This window comes from Streptomyces sp. NPDC038213 (assembly GCF_055600495.1).
Window position 1 is genome coordinate 188,823 of the sequence record NZ_JBVJYM010000001.1, and the last position, 15,806, is coordinate 204,628.

At 73.6% G+C, this 15,806-nt stretch carries 15 protein-coding genes; 8 read left to right on the top strand and 7 right to left on the bottom strand.

Going from position 1 to position 15,806, the window contains the following annotated elements:
* Positions 1–2 precede the first annotated feature (2 nt).
* The 4 genes from ACZ7JZ_RS00865 to ACZ7JZ_RS00880 form a co-directional block, all read right to left on the bottom strand.
* On the bottom strand, positions 3–1,106 hold the full coding sequence (locus ACZ7JZ_RS00865; RefSeq protein ID WP_470931767.1) for a GGDEF domain-containing protein: 1,104 nt from the start codon (positions 1,104–1,106) through the stop codon (positions 3–5).
* 94 nt (positions 1,107–1,200) lie between these two features.
* Positions 1,201–2,061, bottom strand: coding sequence for an enoyl-CoA hydratase/isomerase family protein (locus ACZ7JZ_RS00870; RefSeq protein ID WP_470931769.1), 861 nt, complete (start codon positions 2,059–2,061; stop codon positions 1,201–1,203).
* 25 nt (positions 2,062–2,086) lie between these two features.
* A complete protein-coding gene (locus tag ACZ7JZ_RS00875; RefSeq protein ID WP_470931771.1) occupies positions 2,087–3,253 on the bottom strand; it encodes an adenylate/guanylate cyclase domain-containing protein in 1,167 nt (388 codons plus the stop codon).
* 120 nt (positions 3,254–3,373) lie between these two features.
* Positions 3,374–4,252 carry a biotin--[acetyl-CoA-carboxylase] ligase gene (locus tag ACZ7JZ_RS00880; RefSeq protein WP_470931773.1) on the bottom strand — a complete coding sequence of 293 codons (879 nt, stop codon included), beginning with the start codon at positions 4,250–4,252 and terminating at the stop codon, positions 3,374–3,376.
* A 120-nt stretch (positions 4,253–4,372) separates the two neighbouring features.
* Here ACZ7JZ_RS00880 and ACZ7JZ_RS00885 point away from each other — a divergent pair, with 120 nt between their 5' ends.
* The 4 genes from ACZ7JZ_RS00885 to ACZ7JZ_RS00900 all read left to right on the top strand — a co-directional run bounded on the left by ACZ7JZ_RS00885 (position 4,373) and on the right by ACZ7JZ_RS00900 (position 7,113).
* Positions 4,373–5,983, top strand: a complete 1,611-nt coding sequence (locus tag ACZ7JZ_RS00885; RefSeq protein WP_470931775.1) for an acyl-CoA carboxylase subunit beta — start codon at positions 4,373–4,375, stop codon at positions 5,981–5,983.
* Between the two features lie 16 nt (positions 5,984–5,999).
* A complete protein-coding gene (locus ACZ7JZ_RS00890) occupies positions 6,000–6,206 on the top strand; it encodes an acyl-CoA carboxylase subunit epsilon (protein WP_470931777.1) in 207 nt (68 codons plus the stop codon).
* A gap of 140 nt (positions 6,207–6,346) precedes the next feature.
* Positions 6,347–6,472 carry a morphogenic membrane protein MmpB gene (gene mmpB / locus ACZ7JZ_RS00895; protein ID WP_470931779.1) on the top strand — a complete coding sequence of 42 codons (126 nt, stop codon included), beginning with the start codon at positions 6,347–6,349 and terminating at the stop codon, positions 6,470–6,472.
* A gap of 32 nt (positions 6,473–6,504) precedes the next feature.
* Positions 6,505–7,113, top strand: coding sequence for a nucleoside triphosphate pyrophosphatase (locus ACZ7JZ_RS00900; RefSeq protein ID WP_470931781.1), 609 nt, complete (start codon positions 6,505–6,507; stop codon positions 7,111–7,113).
* 92 nt (positions 7,114–7,205) lie between these two features.
* Here the strand turns inward: ACZ7JZ_RS00900 and ACZ7JZ_RS00905 are convergent, their stop codons facing one another.
* Complete coding sequence (locus tag ACZ7JZ_RS00905; RefSeq protein ID WP_470931783.1) at positions 7,206–7,673, bottom strand: hypothetical protein; 468 nt, start codon at positions 7,671–7,673, stop codon at positions 7,206–7,208.
* A gap of 375 nt (positions 7,674–8,048) precedes the next feature.
* Between ACZ7JZ_RS00905 and ACZ7JZ_RS00910 the strand changes: the two genes are divergently transcribed.
* Positions 8,049–9,812, top strand: coding sequence for an acetyl/propionyl/methylcrotonyl-CoA carboxylase subunit alpha (locus ACZ7JZ_RS00910; RefSeq protein WP_470931785.1), 1,764 nt, complete (start codon positions 8,049–8,051; stop codon positions 9,810–9,812).
* Positions 9,813–9,918: 106 nt separating this feature from the next.
* On the opposite strand, the gene ACZ7JZ_RS00915 is transcribed toward ACZ7JZ_RS00910, so the two are convergent.
* Both ACZ7JZ_RS00915 and ACZ7JZ_RS00920 read right to left on the bottom strand, forming a co-directional pair.
* Entirely contained in the window at positions 9,919–10,869 is a 951-nt protein-coding gene (locus ACZ7JZ_RS00915; RefSeq protein WP_470931787.1) for a DeoR/GlpR family DNA-binding transcription regulator, read from the bottom strand.
* Between the two features lie 187 nt (positions 10,870–11,056).
* Entirely contained in the window at positions 11,057–12,484 is a 1,428-nt protein-coding gene (locus tag ACZ7JZ_RS00920; protein ID WP_470931789.1) for an NAD(P)H-quinone dehydrogenase, read from the bottom strand.
* A 173-nt stretch (positions 12,485–12,657) separates the two neighbouring features.
* Here ACZ7JZ_RS00920 and ACZ7JZ_RS00925 point away from each other — a divergent pair, with 173 nt between their 5' ends.
* From ACZ7JZ_RS00925 to ACZ7JZ_RS00935, 3 genes are all read left to right on the top strand, one after another.
* Positions 12,658–13,095 (top strand): gamma-glutamylcyclotransferase family protein, encoded by a 438-nt coding sequence (locus ACZ7JZ_RS00925; protein ID WP_470931791.1) that lies wholly within the window; start codon positions 12,658–12,660, stop codon positions 13,093–13,095.
* 139 nt (positions 13,096–13,234) lie between these two features.
* The gene (locus ACZ7JZ_RS00930; protein ID WP_470931793.1) at positions 13,235–14,041 is read left to right on the top strand and encodes a purine-nucleoside phosphorylase; all 807 of its coding nucleotides are present in this window, start codon (positions 13,235–13,237) and stop codon (positions 14,039–14,041) included.
* 47 nt (positions 14,042–14,088) lie between these two features.
* The gene (locus ACZ7JZ_RS00935; protein ID WP_470931795.1) at positions 14,089–15,756 is read left to right on the top strand and encodes a phospho-sugar mutase; all 1,668 of its coding nucleotides are present in this window, start codon (positions 14,089–14,091) and stop codon (positions 15,754–15,756) included.
* The last annotated feature ends 50 nt before the right edge of the window (positions 15,757–15,806 follow it).

Consider the following 15,806-nt stretch of genomic DNA (forward strand, 5'->3'; position numbering starts at 1 on the left):
GCCTACCGCCCCCGGAAGCGCCGCCGCTCCCCCGTCCCGGGCTGCGCGCTGTCCGCGAGCGGTACGACGGCGTGGTCGCGGCCCGCGACCACCGGTTCGGCGGAGCGGGCCGCCTTGGCCCGGTACTGCGCCGCGTCGGCGAGGCGGAACAGCCGCCGGGAGGACTTCACCTGCCCGATGGGGTCGCCGGTGGAGGCGATCCCGCAGGCCACCCCCTCGCCGAGCTCCAGGGCGGCGGCCCGGGTGCACAGCTCCGCGGCGACGGCCACCACCTCGTCGGCCGCCGGACCCACCGCCACCAGGCAGAACTCGTCCCCGCCGAGCCGGGCGGCCAGCGCCCCGGGCAGCCGCGCCCCGCAGCGGCTCAGCACCGAGCCGAACCGTTCCAGCAGCCGGTCGCCGGTGGCGTGCCCGAGGGTGTCGTTGACCTTCTTCAGGCCGTTCAGGTCGCAGACGACCAGGCTGACGACCGTGCCGTCCGCGCGGTGCCGCTCCAGGGCCCCGTCCAGGCTCACGTCCACGGCCCGGCGGTTGGCCAGCCCGGTCAGCGGGTCGGTGAAGGCCAGTCTGCGGGCCTCCTCCAGCCGCTCGTTCTGCGCCAGCCCCGCCGCGACCACCGCGGCCAGCACCGCCGCGAACTCCGCGTCCCCGGGCCCGAAGGGCGGCTCCCCGGCCTCCCGGGCCACGTACAGCTCGCCCCACGCGCGCCCGCGCAGGACCACCGGCGCCACCACGCAGCTGCCGCGCCCGCGCCGCCGCAGGGAGGCCGACCTGCGGCCCGTACCGCCCGCCTCCTCCACCCAGGCGTGCGGACCGCCGCCGCCGGCCCAGCGCTCGTGCAGGACCTCGGTGATCTCGGGGAAGTCGTGCACGGGGTACGACTCGTCGGCGGGGAACTCCTCCTCGCCGGGCCGCCGCTCCCCCTCGTTCACCAGCACCCGGAGCCGGCCGCGCTCGCGCTCCCAGGCGGAGACGGCGGCGAAGGAGCCGCCCATCGCCACCCGCGCACCGCCCGCGGCCGCCCGCACGCTCTCCTGCGGCGTGTGCGCCGCGGCCATGGCCTGGGCGAGGCCCACGACGGCCCGCAGCCGCTCGTCAAGTCCCATCACTCAAGGCTAAACACCGCTGAGAAGTTTTGTCCGAATTCATCAGGACAAATGCGGCAGTCGGTCGACCCGCCGCCGCATCCGCCCCGCCGCCCTACTCGCCGGGCCAGTTCGGCCGGCGCTTCTCGTTGAAGGCCGCCACGCCCTCCGCCCGGTCCCCGGAGAAGGCCACCGAGCGCCAGGCCGCGTCCTCGACCTCCAGCCCGGCCCGCAGGTCCATCCCGTGCCCCAGCCGCAGCGCCCGCTTCGCGGCCCGCAGCCCCACGGGCGAGTTGCCCGCGATGGCCCGCGCCAGCTCCAGGGCGGCCGTACGGGCCTCCCCGGCGGCCACCAGGGAGTCCACCAGCCCCAGCGACAGGGCCTCGGCGGCCTCCACCCGGCGGGCGGAGAAGATCAGCTCGGCGGCCCGCGCGGCCCCGACCCGGCGCGGCAGCAGCTGCGTACCGCCGCCGCCCGGGATCACGCCGACCGAGACCTCCGGCAGGCCCACCAGGGCGTTCCCGTCCGCCACGATCAGGTCGCAGGACAGCGCCAGCTCGAAGCCGCCGCCCAGGGCGAAGCCCCCGACCGCCGCGATCGAGGGCATCGGGAGCTCCAGTACGCCGGTGTAGGCGGCCCGCGCGGTCGGCCGCTGGCGCACGAGGTCCGCGTCCGTGAAGGAGTTGCGCTCCTTGAGGTCCGCGCCCACGCAGAAGGCCCGCTCGTGGGTGGAGGTCAGCACGACCACCCGCGCCGAGGGGTCCGCCGACAGGGCGGCGCAGGCGGCCGCGATGGAGCGCGCCATCTCGGTCGAGACGGCGTTCATGGCCTTGGGGCGGTCCAGCACCAGCTCGGCCACGTGCCCGCCGTCCCCGTGCCGGCGCACCTCCACGAACTCCCCGAAGCGCTCCCCCGCGCTCCGCCCCGCCGCGTCGGATGCGGATGCGGCGGCCTGCTCGTGCGGTGCGGACGTCATGGCGAACCCTCCCGGTTAACGATCGTTACCCGGGGAGCTTAGGGGCTCGGCGCGTGAGCAGCCAGGGCTCCACGATCCCGAGCCCGCGCACCGGCCGCTGCCACATCGGCTGGAGTGCGAAGCGGTACGGCTTCGAGGTGCCCGGGGCGGTGTCGCCCGCGAGCTCGGCGTCCTTCTCCGACAGCGGGGACTCGCCGGTGCGGCCGAGCTCCTCCGCGAGCGCACCGTCCACCAGCACGGTGTTCTTCGGGGCTATCGAGGTCAGCCGGCTGGCCAGGTTCACCGTGGTGCCGAAGACGTCGCCCATGCGCGTGGTGACCGTGCCGAAGGCGATGCCCACGCGCAGCTCGGGCATGGACTCGTCGCTGTCCATGGTCTCGATGAGCCGCAGCGCGATCTCGGCGGCGGTCCCGGCGTCGTCGGCCGCGTACAGCACCTCGTCGCCGAGGGTCTTGATCAGCCGGCCGCCGTGCGCGGCCACCAGGTCCGCGGCCGTGGTCTCGAAGGTCTCGACGAGCTCGCCGAGCTCCTCCTCCTCCAGCCGCCGGGTCAGGCGGGTGAAGCCGACCAGGTCGGCGAAGCCCACCGCGAGCCGCCGGTCCACCATCTCCTCGTCGTCGGCGACCTGCACCACGCGCCCGGTGGCCGCGGCCAGCTGCCGCCGCCACACGTAGACGAGGAACTCCTCCAGCTCCGGCAGCAGCAGCTCCACCAGCGGGTACGTCACCTCGGTACGGGTCATCCCCGGCTCGGGCGGCTCGGTCAGCCCCTCCAGGAAGGAGTCGATCTGCCACTCCGCGAGCCGGGCCGTGGTCTGCCCCGTGGACCGCGCGACCTGCACCGCCATCGGCTCGCTGAGCAGCCCGGCCTCCACCAGGCCCGCCAGCCGCCGCAGCGCCAGCACGTCCGCCTCGGTCAGCGCCCGCGCCTGCCCGATGTCCGCGAAGCCCATCGCGCGCCAGAAGCGCGAGGCGAGCTCCATCGACACCCCGGCACTGCGGGCCGCCTGGAAGGGGGTGTACCGGCGCTCGGCGCCGAGGATGAGCTGCTCCAGCCGGATGGCGAGCGGGTCCGCGGTCGGTTCGGCCGTGTGGTCGACCTCGTGCATCGGGGTGTGCTGGTCCCGCCCGATCGGCGTGGCCGGGGCGGATCCGGGTCCGGGCGCGCTGGAGCCGGTGTCGTCGACGGTCAAGGGCCGCCTCCTGTCCATTCCGCGCGCTCTGGCCTGCCGATCCAGGTGATCACCGACGGGACCGGCGATCGCCTAAACCATACGGCAGGTGTGCCGTAGCTCACTCCCCACCGGCCGTACCTACTGACCGGCGCGCAGGTGAACCACGTCGCCGGCCCCGACCCGCTCCCGCTCCCCGTCCGCCGTACGGACCACGAGCCGGCCGTCCGCGTCCACCGCCTCGGCCGTCCCGGTGAGCTCCCGGCCGCCGGGCAGCTCGGCCCGCACGTGCCGCCCGAGGGTGGCGCAGCCGGCCGCGTACGTCTCCTGGAGCCCGCTCTCGGAGGGGTCGCCCCCGGCCTCCTGCCAGCGCCCGTACCACTCCTCCAGGGAGCGCAGCACGGCCTTGAGGAGGGGTGCGCGGTCCGTGACGGCGGCCTTGGCGAGGGCCAGGGAGCCGGCGGTGGGGACGGGGAGCTCGTCCTCGGTCAGCGTGACGTTCAGCCCGATGCCGACGACCACGCCCTCGCCGCCCGGCCCGGCCCGCTCGGCGAGGATCCCGCCGGTCTTGCGCTCGTGGCCGTCGACGGTGACCAGCAGGTCGTTGGGCCACTTGAGGGCGGTGTCCACCCCGGCCGCACGGGACAGGGCGGTGGCGGCGGCGACCCCGGCCAGCAGGGTCAGCCAGCCCCAGCGCTCGGCGGGCACCCGTGCCGGGTCGGGCTTGAGCAGCACGGAGAAGAACAGCCCGGAGCGGGCGGGGGCGCTCCAGGTGCGGTCGAGGCGGCCGCGGCCGGCGGTCTGCTCCTCGGCGACCAGGACGGCGCCCTCGGGGAGTTCCGCGGCGCGGGCGGCCAGGTCGGTGTTGGTGGACCCCGTGCGCTCGACGAGCTCGACGGAGGTCCACAGGCCGCCGGGGGTGAGCAGCGAGCGCCGGAGCGCGGCGAGGGCGAGGGGCGGCCGGTCGAGGCTGGACCAGCGGCCGGACGGTGCGGGGGATGGGGCATCCGATGGCGTCATGCAAGCCACATTAGGTGTGGGAAACGCCGCACTGCCGCGCGCCATGCGCGCCGTTACGCTACGTGCCAGTAGCCATCAGTAGTCATGAGAGTTGACCCAGTGCAGGGAGCCGCGACGCCGATGTCACACCCCTCCGAGCCGTCCTCCGGGACGCAGATCGACATCCACACCACCGCGGGGAAGATCGCCGATTTCCGGCGCCGCACCGAGGAGGCCGTGCACGCCGGCTCGGCGCGGGCCGTGGAGAAGCAGCACGCCAAGGGCAAGCTGACGGCGCGTGAGCGGGTCGAGCTGCTGCTGGACGAGGGCTCCTTCGTGGAGCTGGACGAGTTCGCCCGGCACCGCTCCACCGATTTCGGCATGGAGAAGAACCGCCCGTACGGCGACGGGGTCGTCACCGGGTACGGCACCGTGGACGGCCGCCCGGTCGCGGTGTTCTCCCAGGACTTCACCGTCCTCGGCGGCTCCCTCGGCGAGGTCTTCGGCCAGAAGATCATGAAGGTCATGGACTTCGCGCTGAAGACCGGCTGCCCGGTCGTCGGCATCAACGACTCCGGCGGCGCCCGCATCCAGGAGGGCGTCATGGCCCTCGGCATGTACGGGGAGATCTTCCGCCGCAACACCCACGCCTCCGGCGTGATCCCGCAGATCTCGCTGGTCGTGGGCCCGTGCGCGGGCGGTGCGGTGTACTCCCCCGCGATCACCGACTTCACGGTGATGGTCGACCAGACCTCGCACATGTTCATCACCGGCCCCGACGTCATCAAGACGGTCACCGGCGAGGACGTGGGCTTCGAGGAGCTGGGCGGCGCGCGCACCCACAACTCGACCTCCGGCGTGGCCCACCACCTGGCCGGGGACGAGAAGGACGCCATCGAGTACGTCAAGTCGCTGCTGTCCTACCTGCCCTCGAACAACCTGTCCGAGCCGCCGGCCTTCCCGGAGGAGGCCGACCTCGCGGTCACCGATTCGGACCTGGAGCTCGACACCCTCATCCCGGACAGCGCCAACCAGCCGTACGACATGCACACCGTGCTGGAGCACGTGCTCGACGACGGCGAGTTCCTGGAGACCCAGGCGCTGTTCGCCCCGAACATCGTCACCGGCTTCGGCCGGGTCGAGGGCCACCCGGTGGGCGTGGTCGCCAACCAGCCCATGCAGTTCGCCGGCTGCCTGGACATCAACGCCTCCGAGAAGGCCGCGCGCTTCGTGCGCACCTGCGACGCCTTCAACGTGCCCGTCCTGACCTTCGTCGACGTCCCGGGCTTCCTGCCGGGCACCGACCAGGAGTACAACGGCATCATCCGCCGCGGCGCCAAGCTCATCTACGCGTACGCCGAGGCGACCGTCCCGCTGATCACCGTCATCACCCGCAAGGCCTTCGGCGGCGCGTACGACGTCATGGGCTCCAAGCACCTGGGCGCGGACCTCAACCTGGCCTGGCCCACCGCGCAGATCGCCGTGATGGGCGCCCAGGGCGCGGTCAACATCCTGCACCGCCGCACCATCGCCGAGGCCGGCGACGCCCAGGCCCAGGAGGCCGTGCGCGCCGAGCTGATCGCCGACTACGAGGACACCCTCCTCAACCCGTACGTGGCGGCCGAGCGCGGCTACGTCGACGCCGTCGTCCTGCCGTCGGACACCCGCGGGCACATCGTGCGGGGCCTGCGGCAGCTGCGCACCAAGCGCGAGTCCCTGCCTCCGAAGAAGCACGGCAACATCCCGCTGTAGCAGAAGGGCTGTTCGCATGATCAAGGTCGTCAAGGGCAACCCGACCCCCGAGGAGCTGGCCGCCGCCCTGGCGGTGGTCCAAGCGCGCGCCGCGGCGCTGGCCGCGGCGCCGCAGGGCGCCTCCCGGACCCCGGACGGGTGGTCGGACCCGGCGCGCGTGGCCCGCCGCCGGCCCCCGCACCCCGGCCCGGGCTCCTGGGCCCGCACGTACTGGCCCGGATAGGCCCCGGCACCGGGGCCGCACCCGTACGGGTCCCCACCCGTACGGGACCTTCGGCCCGGGTGGAGATGATCCTCCGGGACGGTGGCGCCTGAGTACCCGTACTCAGGCGCCACCGGCGTCCCGCGGGCCAGGATCGGCACATGCTCTGGTCCGACCCGAAGAACGAACCCCCCGAGGACATGCGCGAGGCCCAGGCGATGATCCGCCGGATGACCGTGGTCCTGGTGATCGCCATGCTGGTGGTCGTCTACCTGCTGGGGGTCTGACACGCCCCCGCGCCGCTCCCTACGATGGCCGCATGACCAACCAGCCCGCGCGCTCCCTGGTGCTCGCCTCCGCCTCCCCCGCCCGCCTCAACCTGCTCCGGCAGGCCGGACTCGCCCCGCACGTGATCGTGAGCGGGTTCGACGAGGACTCCGTCACCGCGGACAGCCCCGCCGAGCTGGCCCTCGCCCTCGCCGAGGCCAAGGCCGGCGTGGTCGCCGCCCTGGCGGAGGCCGCGGGCGCCCTGGTGGTGGGCTGCGACTCGGTGCTGGAGCTCGACGGCGAGGCCCTCGGCAAGCCCGCGGACGCCGAGGAGGCCACGGCCCGCTGGAAGGCCATGCGGGGCCGCAGCGGGGTGCTGCGCACCGGGCACTGCGTGATCGACACGGCGACCGGCCGGCAGGTCTCGGCGACCGCCTCCACCACGGTCCGCTTCGGCGAGCCGACGGACGCGGAGGTCGCGGCGTACGTGGCCAGCGGCGAACCCCTGCACGTGGCGGGCGCGTTCACCCTGGACGGCCTCTCGTCCCCGTTCATCGACGGCATCGACGGCGACCCCGGCAACGTCATCGGCATCTCGATGCCGCTGCTGCGCTCGCTCCTGGGCGAACTGGGCGTGTCCGTCACGGACCTGTGGGCCTGAGGGGTTCCTGAGGCCTGAGGGGCCTGAGGGGCCCCGGCCTCCCGCCACGGCCCGCCAAGGCCCGTACGCCCCTCCCAGAGCCCCCGGGGCGGCTAAGCGGCGGCGGGCGGGGGCACCCCGTCCGCCACCGCGTCCCCGGGCCCGGCACCGTCCCCGCCCCCGGCGGGCGGCCCGGCGGGGGCGTACAGCGTGAGGCCCAGGACGAGCAGGGTGAGGACGAGCGCCATGAAGAGGAAGCCTCCCCAGCCCACGAGCCCGACGGAGAGCGCGCCGAGGACCGCGTGGGTGACCGCGCAGGCGATGAGCAGGATCCGGCCGGCGCGGCCCGGGGGCCGGTCGCGCAGGGCCGCGCGCAGCAGGACCGCACCACAGCAGGCGAGGTAGCCGCCCAGGGCCGCCCCGAGCACGTATGTTGTCGTGGTCATGACATCCGGATCGATACCGGCGATCGACATCGACTGGCGCCGGGTGACCGTGCCGAGCACGTGGTGGACGAGGACGGAGCCGAGCGCCTCGGCGAAGAGCAGGAGGGCGGCCGCCCCGGCCGTGAGTCTGCGCACCCCAACGCCCCCATCCCCGCCCGACGACACGTCCGCAGTGTGTTCGACCCGGAGGCTACTGCCGGGTACCCCCGACGACAAGAAGAGTGACGGCGGCCGTGCCCGCGGCCGCCCCGGCGCAAAGAAACATTCGCCCGTTCGTAGGGACTCCACAAAGGATCCCCCCGGGGCGGTGACCCCGTGGACAGAGACCTTGACCACAGGACGGGGTTACTGTGCAGTCGGGGATTCCCCTGGTCCCGGGCGCCACAAGGGTTTTCGAAACTGGAGCGGCACTCGCATCACGCTGTGTGTGGGCAAGGTCACCTCCGGGGACGGGTCGAAAGGCCGTGTCGGCTGTCCCTAAACTCAGCTTGTTTCAAGGAGGGAGCCATCGTGCGCAAGGTGCTCATCGCCAACCGTGGCGAAATCGCTGTCCGCGTTGCCCGGGCCTGCCGGGATGCCGGGATCGCGAGCGTAGCCGTCTACGCAGATCCGGACCGGGACGCTCTGCACGTCCGCGCGGCAGACGAGGCATTCGCCCTGGGCGGTGACACCCCGGCCGCGAGCTACCTGGACATCTCCAAGGTGCTCCAGGCCGCCGCCGATTCCGGTGCCGACGCCATCCACCCGGGTTACGGCTTTCTCTCCGAGAACGCCGAATTCGCCCAGGCCGTCATCGACGCGGGCCTGACCTGGATCGGCCCGCCCCCGCAGGCCATCCGCGACCTCGGCGACAAGGTGGCGGCCCGTCACATCGCCCAGCGCGCCGGTGCCCCGCTGGTCGCCGGCACCCCGGACCCGGTCTCGGGCGCCGAGGAGGTCGTCGCCTTCGCCGAGGAGCACGGCCTGCCGATCGCCATCAAGGCGGCCTTCGGCGGCGGCGGCCGCGGCCTGAAGGTCGCCCGCACCCTCGAAGAGGTGCCCGAGCTCTACGAGTCCGCCGTGCGCGAGGCCGTGGCCGCCTTCGGCCGCGGCGAGTGCTTCGTCGAGCGCTACCTCGACCGGCCCCGCCACGTCGAGACCCAGTGCCTGGCGGACAGCCACGGCAACGTGGTCGTGGTCTCGACCCGCGACTGCTCGCTCCAGCGCCGCCACCAGAAGCTCGTCGAGGAGGCCCCGGCCCCCTTCCTGAGCGAGGAGCAGAACGCCGAGCTGTACCGCGCCTCCAAGGCCATCCTCAAGGAGGCCGGCTACGTGGGCGCCGGCACCGTCGAGTTCCTCGTCGCCGCCGACGGCACGATCTCCTTCCTCGAGGTCAACACCCGCCTCCAGGTCGAGCACCCGGTCACCGAAGAGGTCACCGGCATCGACCTGGTCCGCGAGATGTTCCGCATCGCCGACGGCGAGGAGCTCGGCTACGGGGACCCCGAGCTGCGCGGCCACTCCTTCGAGTTCCGCATCAACGGCGAGGACCCGGGCCGCAACTTCCTGCCCGCCCCCGGCACCGTGACCCTCTTCAGCCCGCCCACCGGCCCCGGCGTCCGCCTGGACGCGGGCGTCGAGACCGGCTCGGTCATCGGCCCCGCCTGGGACTCCCTGCTGGCGAAGCTGGTCGTCACCGGCGCCACCCGCGAGCAGGCCCTCCAGCGCGCCGCCCGCGCCCTGGCGGAGTTCAAGGTGGAGGGCATGGCCACGGCCATCCCGTTCCACCGCGCGGTCGTCGTCGACCCGGCCTTCGCGCCCGCGGACGGTACGCCGTTCACGGTGCACACCCGCTGGATCGAGACCGGTTTCGTCAACGAGATCCCGGCGTTCGCGGCCCCCGCGGCCGAGGAGACCGAGGACGAGCCGGGCCGCGAGACCGTCGTGGTCGAGGTCGGCGGCAAGCGCCTGGAGGTCTCGCTGCCCTCCTCGCTCGGCATGACCCTGGCCCGCACGGCCGCCGCGGGCGGTGCCAAGCCCAAGCGCCGCGTGGCCAAGAAGTCCGGCCCGGCCGCCTCCGGCGACACCCTGGCCTCCCCGATGCAGGGCACGATCGTCAAGGTCGCGGTCGAAGAGGGCCAGCGGGTCGAGGAGGGCGAGCTGGTCGTCGTCCTGGAGGCCATGAAGATGGAGCAGCCGCTCAACGCGCACCGCTCCGGCACCGTCGTCGGCCTGACGGCCGAGGTCGGCGCCTCCCTCACCTCCGGCGCCACGATCTGCGAGATCAAGGACTGAGGCCGTACGGTCCGGCGGGCGCACCCCGCCGGACCGTACGCACCCGAAGGCCCCGCCCGGTTCGGAACCGGACGGGGCCTTCGGGCTTCCCGCGTGCGTACGGTGCTCAGCGCCTGCGCAGGTCCGCGACCCGGGCCCGCTCCCCCGGGTCCACGAGGGCGGCGGCCCGCAGCGGGGCTGCGGTACCGGCCCGGCGCTGGACCGGCAGCGGCGACTCCCGGCGCTGCGGGCGGCGCCCGCCGCCCAGCCCGTCGCCCCCGGCGGCGCCCGGCAGCCCCGAACCGGCGACCGTGATCTGCACCCCCTGGTCCGCGAGGGCCTGGAGCTCGGTCTGCGAGCGGTCGTCGTGCGGCGGCGGCTCGTCGGTGACCAGACGGGTGATCACATCGGTGGGCACGGTCTGGAACATGGTGTCCGTACCGAGCTTGGTGTGGTCCGCGAGGACCACGACCTCCGCCGCCGCCTGGACGAGCGCCCGGTCCACGCTCGCGGAGAGCATGTTGGACGTGGACAGCCCGCGCTCGGCGGTCAGGCCGCTGCCCGACAGGAAGGCCCGGGAGACCCGCAGCCCCTGGAGGGACTGCTCGGCACCGCTGCCGACCAGCGCGTAGTTCGAACCGCGCAGGGTCCCGCCGGTCATCACGACCTCGACGCGGTTGGCGTGGGCCAGGGCCTGGGCGACCAGGAGGGAGTTGGTGACGACGGTCAGGCCGGGCACCCGCGCGAGCCGGCGGGCCAGCTCCTGGGTGGTGGTGCCCGCGCCGACGACGATGGCCTCGCCCTCTTCGACGAGTCCGGCGGCGACATCGGCAATGGCGGTCTTCTCCGCCGTCGCGAGATGGGACTTTTGCGGAAAGCCGGACTCCCGCGTGAAACCGCCCGGCAAGACCGCACCGCCGTGCCGGCGGTCGAGGAGTCCTTCTGCCTCCAGCGCCCGCACGTCCCGCCGTACGGTCACTTCGGAGGTCTGGACGACGCGGGCGAGCTCACGGAGCGAGACGGCTCCGTTGGCGCGCACCATTTCGAGGATCAACTGGCGACGTTCTGCAGCGAACACGAAACCGACAGTAACGCCAACGACCGTCTGCTTTCAGCTCCTTGCGCCGGATTTCCGAAGTTGTCCGCACCGTGGGGCGAGTAGTGGTATACGCGCGGCCCGGACCCCGCGGTCCGGGCCGAACGTTTCGGCAGGGCGCCCCAAAACCCCTTCCACCAGTGGCGGTTGGCGGTGCGGACGGTCCCCGCTAGGCCTTGCGGGTGTGCAGCTGGCGGGCCACTTCGGCGATCGAACCCGACAGAGAGGGGTACACCGTGAACGCGTTTGCGATCTGCTCCACGGTCAGGTTGTTGTCGACCGCGATCGAGATCGGGTGGATCAGCTCGCTCGCGCGCGGGGAGACCACGACGCCGCCGACGACGATCCCGGTGCCCGGGCGGCAGAACAGCTTCACGAAGCCGTCCCGGATGCCCTGCATCTTCGCGCGCGGGTTGCGCAGCAGCGGGAGCTTCACGACCCGGGCGTCGATCTTGCCCGCGTCCACGTCCGCCTGCGTGTAGCCGACGGTCGCGATCTCCGGGTCGGTGAAGACGTTGGACGAGACCGTCTTCAGGTTCAGCGGGGTCACCGCGTCGCCGAGGAAGTGGTACATCGCGATCCGGCCCTGCATCGCCGCCACCGAGGCGAGGGCGAAGACGCCGGTCACGTCACCGGCCGCGTACACGCCCGGGGTGCTGGTCCGGGAGACCTTGTCGGTCCAGATGTGGCCCGACTCCTTCAGCTTGACCCCGGACTCCTCCAGGTTCATGTCGCGGGTGTTCGGGACCGCGCCGACCGCCATCAGGCAGTGCGTGCCGGAGATCACGCGGCCGTCGGCGAGGGTGACCTCCACCCGGTCGCCCACGCGCTTCGCGGACTCCGCGCGGGCGCGGGAGATCACGTTCATGCCGCGGCGCCGGAACACGTCCTCCAGGACCGCCGCTGCGTCCGGGTCCTCGCCCGGGAGCACCCGGTCGCGGGAGGAGACCAGCGTGACCCGCGAGCCCAGGGCCTGGTAGGCGCCGGCGAACTCGGCACCGGTGACGCCGGAGCCGACCACGATGAGCTCCTCGGGGAGCTCGTCCAGGTCGTAGACCTGGGTCCAGTTCAGGATGCGCTCGCCGTCGGGCTGGGCGTCGGGGATCTCGCGGGGGGTGCCGCCGGTGGCGATCAGCACCGCCTCGGCGGTCAGGATCGTCTCGGTGCCGTCCGCAGCGGTGACGATCACGTCGCGGGTGCCGTCGATGCCCTGCGGGCCGCCCAGCTTGGCGCGGCCGCGCATCACGCGGGCGCCGGCCCGGGTCACGGAGGCGGTGATGTCGTGCGACTGGGCCAGCGCCAGCCGCTTCACGCGCCGGTTGACCTTGCCGAGGTCCACGCCGACCACGCGGGCCGACTGCTCCAGCGGCGGGGTGTCGTCGGCGACGATGATCCCCAGCTCCTCGTACGAGCTGTCGAAGTTGGTCATCACCTCGGCGGTCGCGATGAGGGTCTTGGAGGGCACGCAGTCGGTGAGCACCGACGCCCCGCCCAGACCGTCGCAGTCGACGACGGTCACCTCCGCGCCGAGCTGCGCACCTACGAGCGCCGCCTCATAGCCGCCGGGTCCACCGCCGATGATCACGATCCGGGTCACGAAAAGCCCACCTCACGTCTACCCGGCCGGCTGCCGCCCCGGCCGGCGGTCCGGGGGGTGTCCCCGGGGGATGCATTCCGTACGCCATTGTCCCGCACGCGCCAAGGTGCTTCACTCCAGGCCCGGCCATCCGGTAGGTCCACCACGGCCGACCCTCCCGTACCCTCGATCCCATGTCGCTCTACGCCGCGTACGCCGGCAACCTCGACCCGCGGCTGATGACGCGCCGCGCCCCGCATTCCCCGCTGCGCGGCACGGGCTGGATCAACGACTGGCGGCTCACCTTCGGCGGCGAGCAGATGGGCTGGGAGGGCGCCCTCGCCACGGTCGTCGAAGCCCCGCGCTCCCAGGTCTTCGTCGCCCTCTACGACATCGCGCCCCTCGACGAGGACTCGATGGACCGCTGGGAGGGGGTCGGGCTCGACATCTACCGCCGCATGAGGATCAGGGTGCACACGCTCGACGGCGAGGAGGCGGCCTGGTGCTACGTCCTCAACGGCTACGAGGGTGGTCTGCCCTCGGCCCGGTACCTCGGCGAGATCGCCGACGCCGCCGAGTCCGCCGGCGCCCCCCACGACTACGTGATGGAACTGCGCAAGCGCCCCTGCTGAGCACCGCCCCGGCGGGCCGGTCCGCCGGGGTCCATCCACGGCATTCGCAGCCGTTCGTCGGAAACGACAACGCAACGATCTGAAGTACGTAAGCCTGGTCATCTACGCGCGTAGGACTCGAGCGGTTACCCTCATCCGCGTGAACGCATCTGCTACCGACCCCCACGCCTCCGCCGCTGCCGCCGCGGCCCGCCTGCGTGAGCTCACCGGCGCCGAAACCCACGACGTCGCGCTCGTGATGGGCTCCGGCTGGGCCCCCGCCGCCGAGGCCCTCGGCGCCCCCGAGGCCGAGTTCCTCATCACCGACCTCCCCGGCTTCCCGCCCGCGGCCGTCCAGGGCCACGGCGGCAAGGTCCGCTCGTACAAGATCGGCGACAAGCGCGCCCTGGTCTTCCTCGGCCGCACGCACTACTACGAGGGCCGCGGCGTCGCCGCCGTCGCCCACGGCGTGCGCACCGCCGTCGCGGCCGGCTGCAAGACCGTCGTGCTGACCAACGGCTGCGGCGGCCTCCGCGAGGGCATGCGCCCCGGCCAGCCGGTCCTGATCAGCGACCACATCAACCTCACGGCCACCTCGCCGATCGTCGGCGCGAACTTCGTGGACCTCACCGACCTGTACTCGCCGCGGCTGCGCGCGATGTGCAAGGAGATCGACGAGACCCTCGAAGAGGGCGTCTACGTGCAGTTCCCCGGCCCCCACTACGAGACCCCGGCCGAGATCAACATGATCCGCGTCATGGGCGCCGACCTGGTCGGCATGTCCACGGTCCTGGAGGCCATCGCGGCCCGCGAGGCCGGCGCCGAGGTCCTGGGCATCTCCCTGGTCACCAACCTGGCCGCGGGCCTGTCCGGCGAGCCGCTGAACCACGAAGAGGTCCTGCAGGCGGGCCGCGACTCCGCCGCCCGCATGGGCGAGCTGCTGACCCGGGTCCTCGACCGGATCTGAGCGGGACCGGCAAGACCAGTGGGACCACCCGTACGGAAGGGGAACCAGTGCAGGACGATCTGATCGCACGCGCCGAGGCCTGGCGGGCCGAGGACCCGGACGCGGAGACCGCGGCCGAGCTCGCCGCGCTCATCGCGTCCGCGGACGCGGGCGACGCCGCGGCCGGGACGGAGCTCGCGGACCGCTTCTCGGGCACGCTCCAGTTCGGCACCGCCGGACTGCGCGGCGAGCTGGGCGCGGGCCCGATGCGGATGAACCGCTCCGTGGTCATCCGCGCCGCGGCCGGCCTCGCGGCCCACCTCAGGGCCGAGGGCCACGGGGGCGGGCTCGTCGTGGTCGGGTACGACGCGCGCTACAAGTCGGCGGACTTCGCCCGCGACACGGCCGCCGTCATGACCGGCGCCGGGCTGCGCGCCGCCGTCCTGCCGCGCCCCCTGCCCACGCCCGTCCTCGCCTTCGCGATAAGGCACCTGGGCGCCGTCGCGGGCGTGGAGGTCACGGCCAGCCACAACCCGCCCCGGGACAACGGCTACAAGGTCTACCTGGGCGACGGCTCGCAGATCGTCTCCCCCGTGGACGCGAAGATCGCGGCGCAGATCGCGGCGGTGGGCGACCTGGCCGGCGTACCGCGCCCGTCCGAGGGCTGGCAGGAGCTCGGCGACGAGGTCCTGGAGGCCTACCTGGCGCGTACGGACGCCGTCCTGACCGCCGGGTCCCCGCGCGGGGTGCGGACCGTCTACACGGCCATGCACGGCGTCGGCAAGGACGTGGTCCTGGCCGCCTTCGCGCGGGCCGGGTTCCCCGAGCCGGTGCTGGTGGCCGAGCAGGCCGAGCCGGACCCGGCCTTCCCGACGGTCGCGTTCCCGAACCCGGAGGAGCCGGGGGCCATGGACCTGGCCTTCGCGAAGGCCGCCGAGGCCGCCCCGGACATCGTGATCGCGAACGACCCCGACGCGGACCGCTGCGCCGTGGCCGTCCCGGACGACTCCGCGGCGGGCGGCTGGCGGATGCTGCGCGGGGACGAGGTGGGCGCCCTGCTGGCCGCGCACCTGGTCCACAAGGGCGTCTCCGGGGTGTTCGCGGAGTCGATCGTGTCCTCCTCGCTGCTGGGCCGGATCGCCGAGGCGGCCGGGCTGGGCTACGAGGAGACCCTGACGGGCTTCAAGTGGATCGCCCGCGTCGAGGGCCTGCGCTACGGCTACGAGGAGGCCCTCGGCTACTGCGTGGACCCCGAGGGCGTCCGCGACAAGGACGGGGTCACCGCCGCCCTGCTGGTGGCCGAGCTGGCCTCCGAGCTCAAGGAGCAGGGCCGCACCCTCACCGACCTGCTGGACGACCTGGCGATGGCCCACGGCCTGCACGCCACCGACCAGCTGTCGGTCCGGGTGCAGGACCTGTCCGTGATCGCCGACGCGATGCGGGCGCTGCGCGAGCAGCCGCCGGTCTCGCTGGCGGGCCTGCGCGTGGTCTCGGCCGAGGACCTCTCCGAGGGCACCCCGGCCCTGCCGCCCACCGACGGGCTGCGCTACTACCTGGACGGCGACTTCAAGGCCCGGGTGATCGTCCGCCCGAGCGGCACCGAGCCCAAGCTCAAGTGCTACCTGGAGGTCGTGGTCCCGGTGGCGCACGCCTCGGAGCTCGCGTCCGCGCGGGCCCGCGGCCAGGAGGTCCTGGACGCGGTGAAGAAGGACCTGGCCGCCGCCGCGGGGATCTGACCCCCGGCCCGCGGCGCACCGGCCTCCCCGAGGGCCCCCGGACCGAGTGG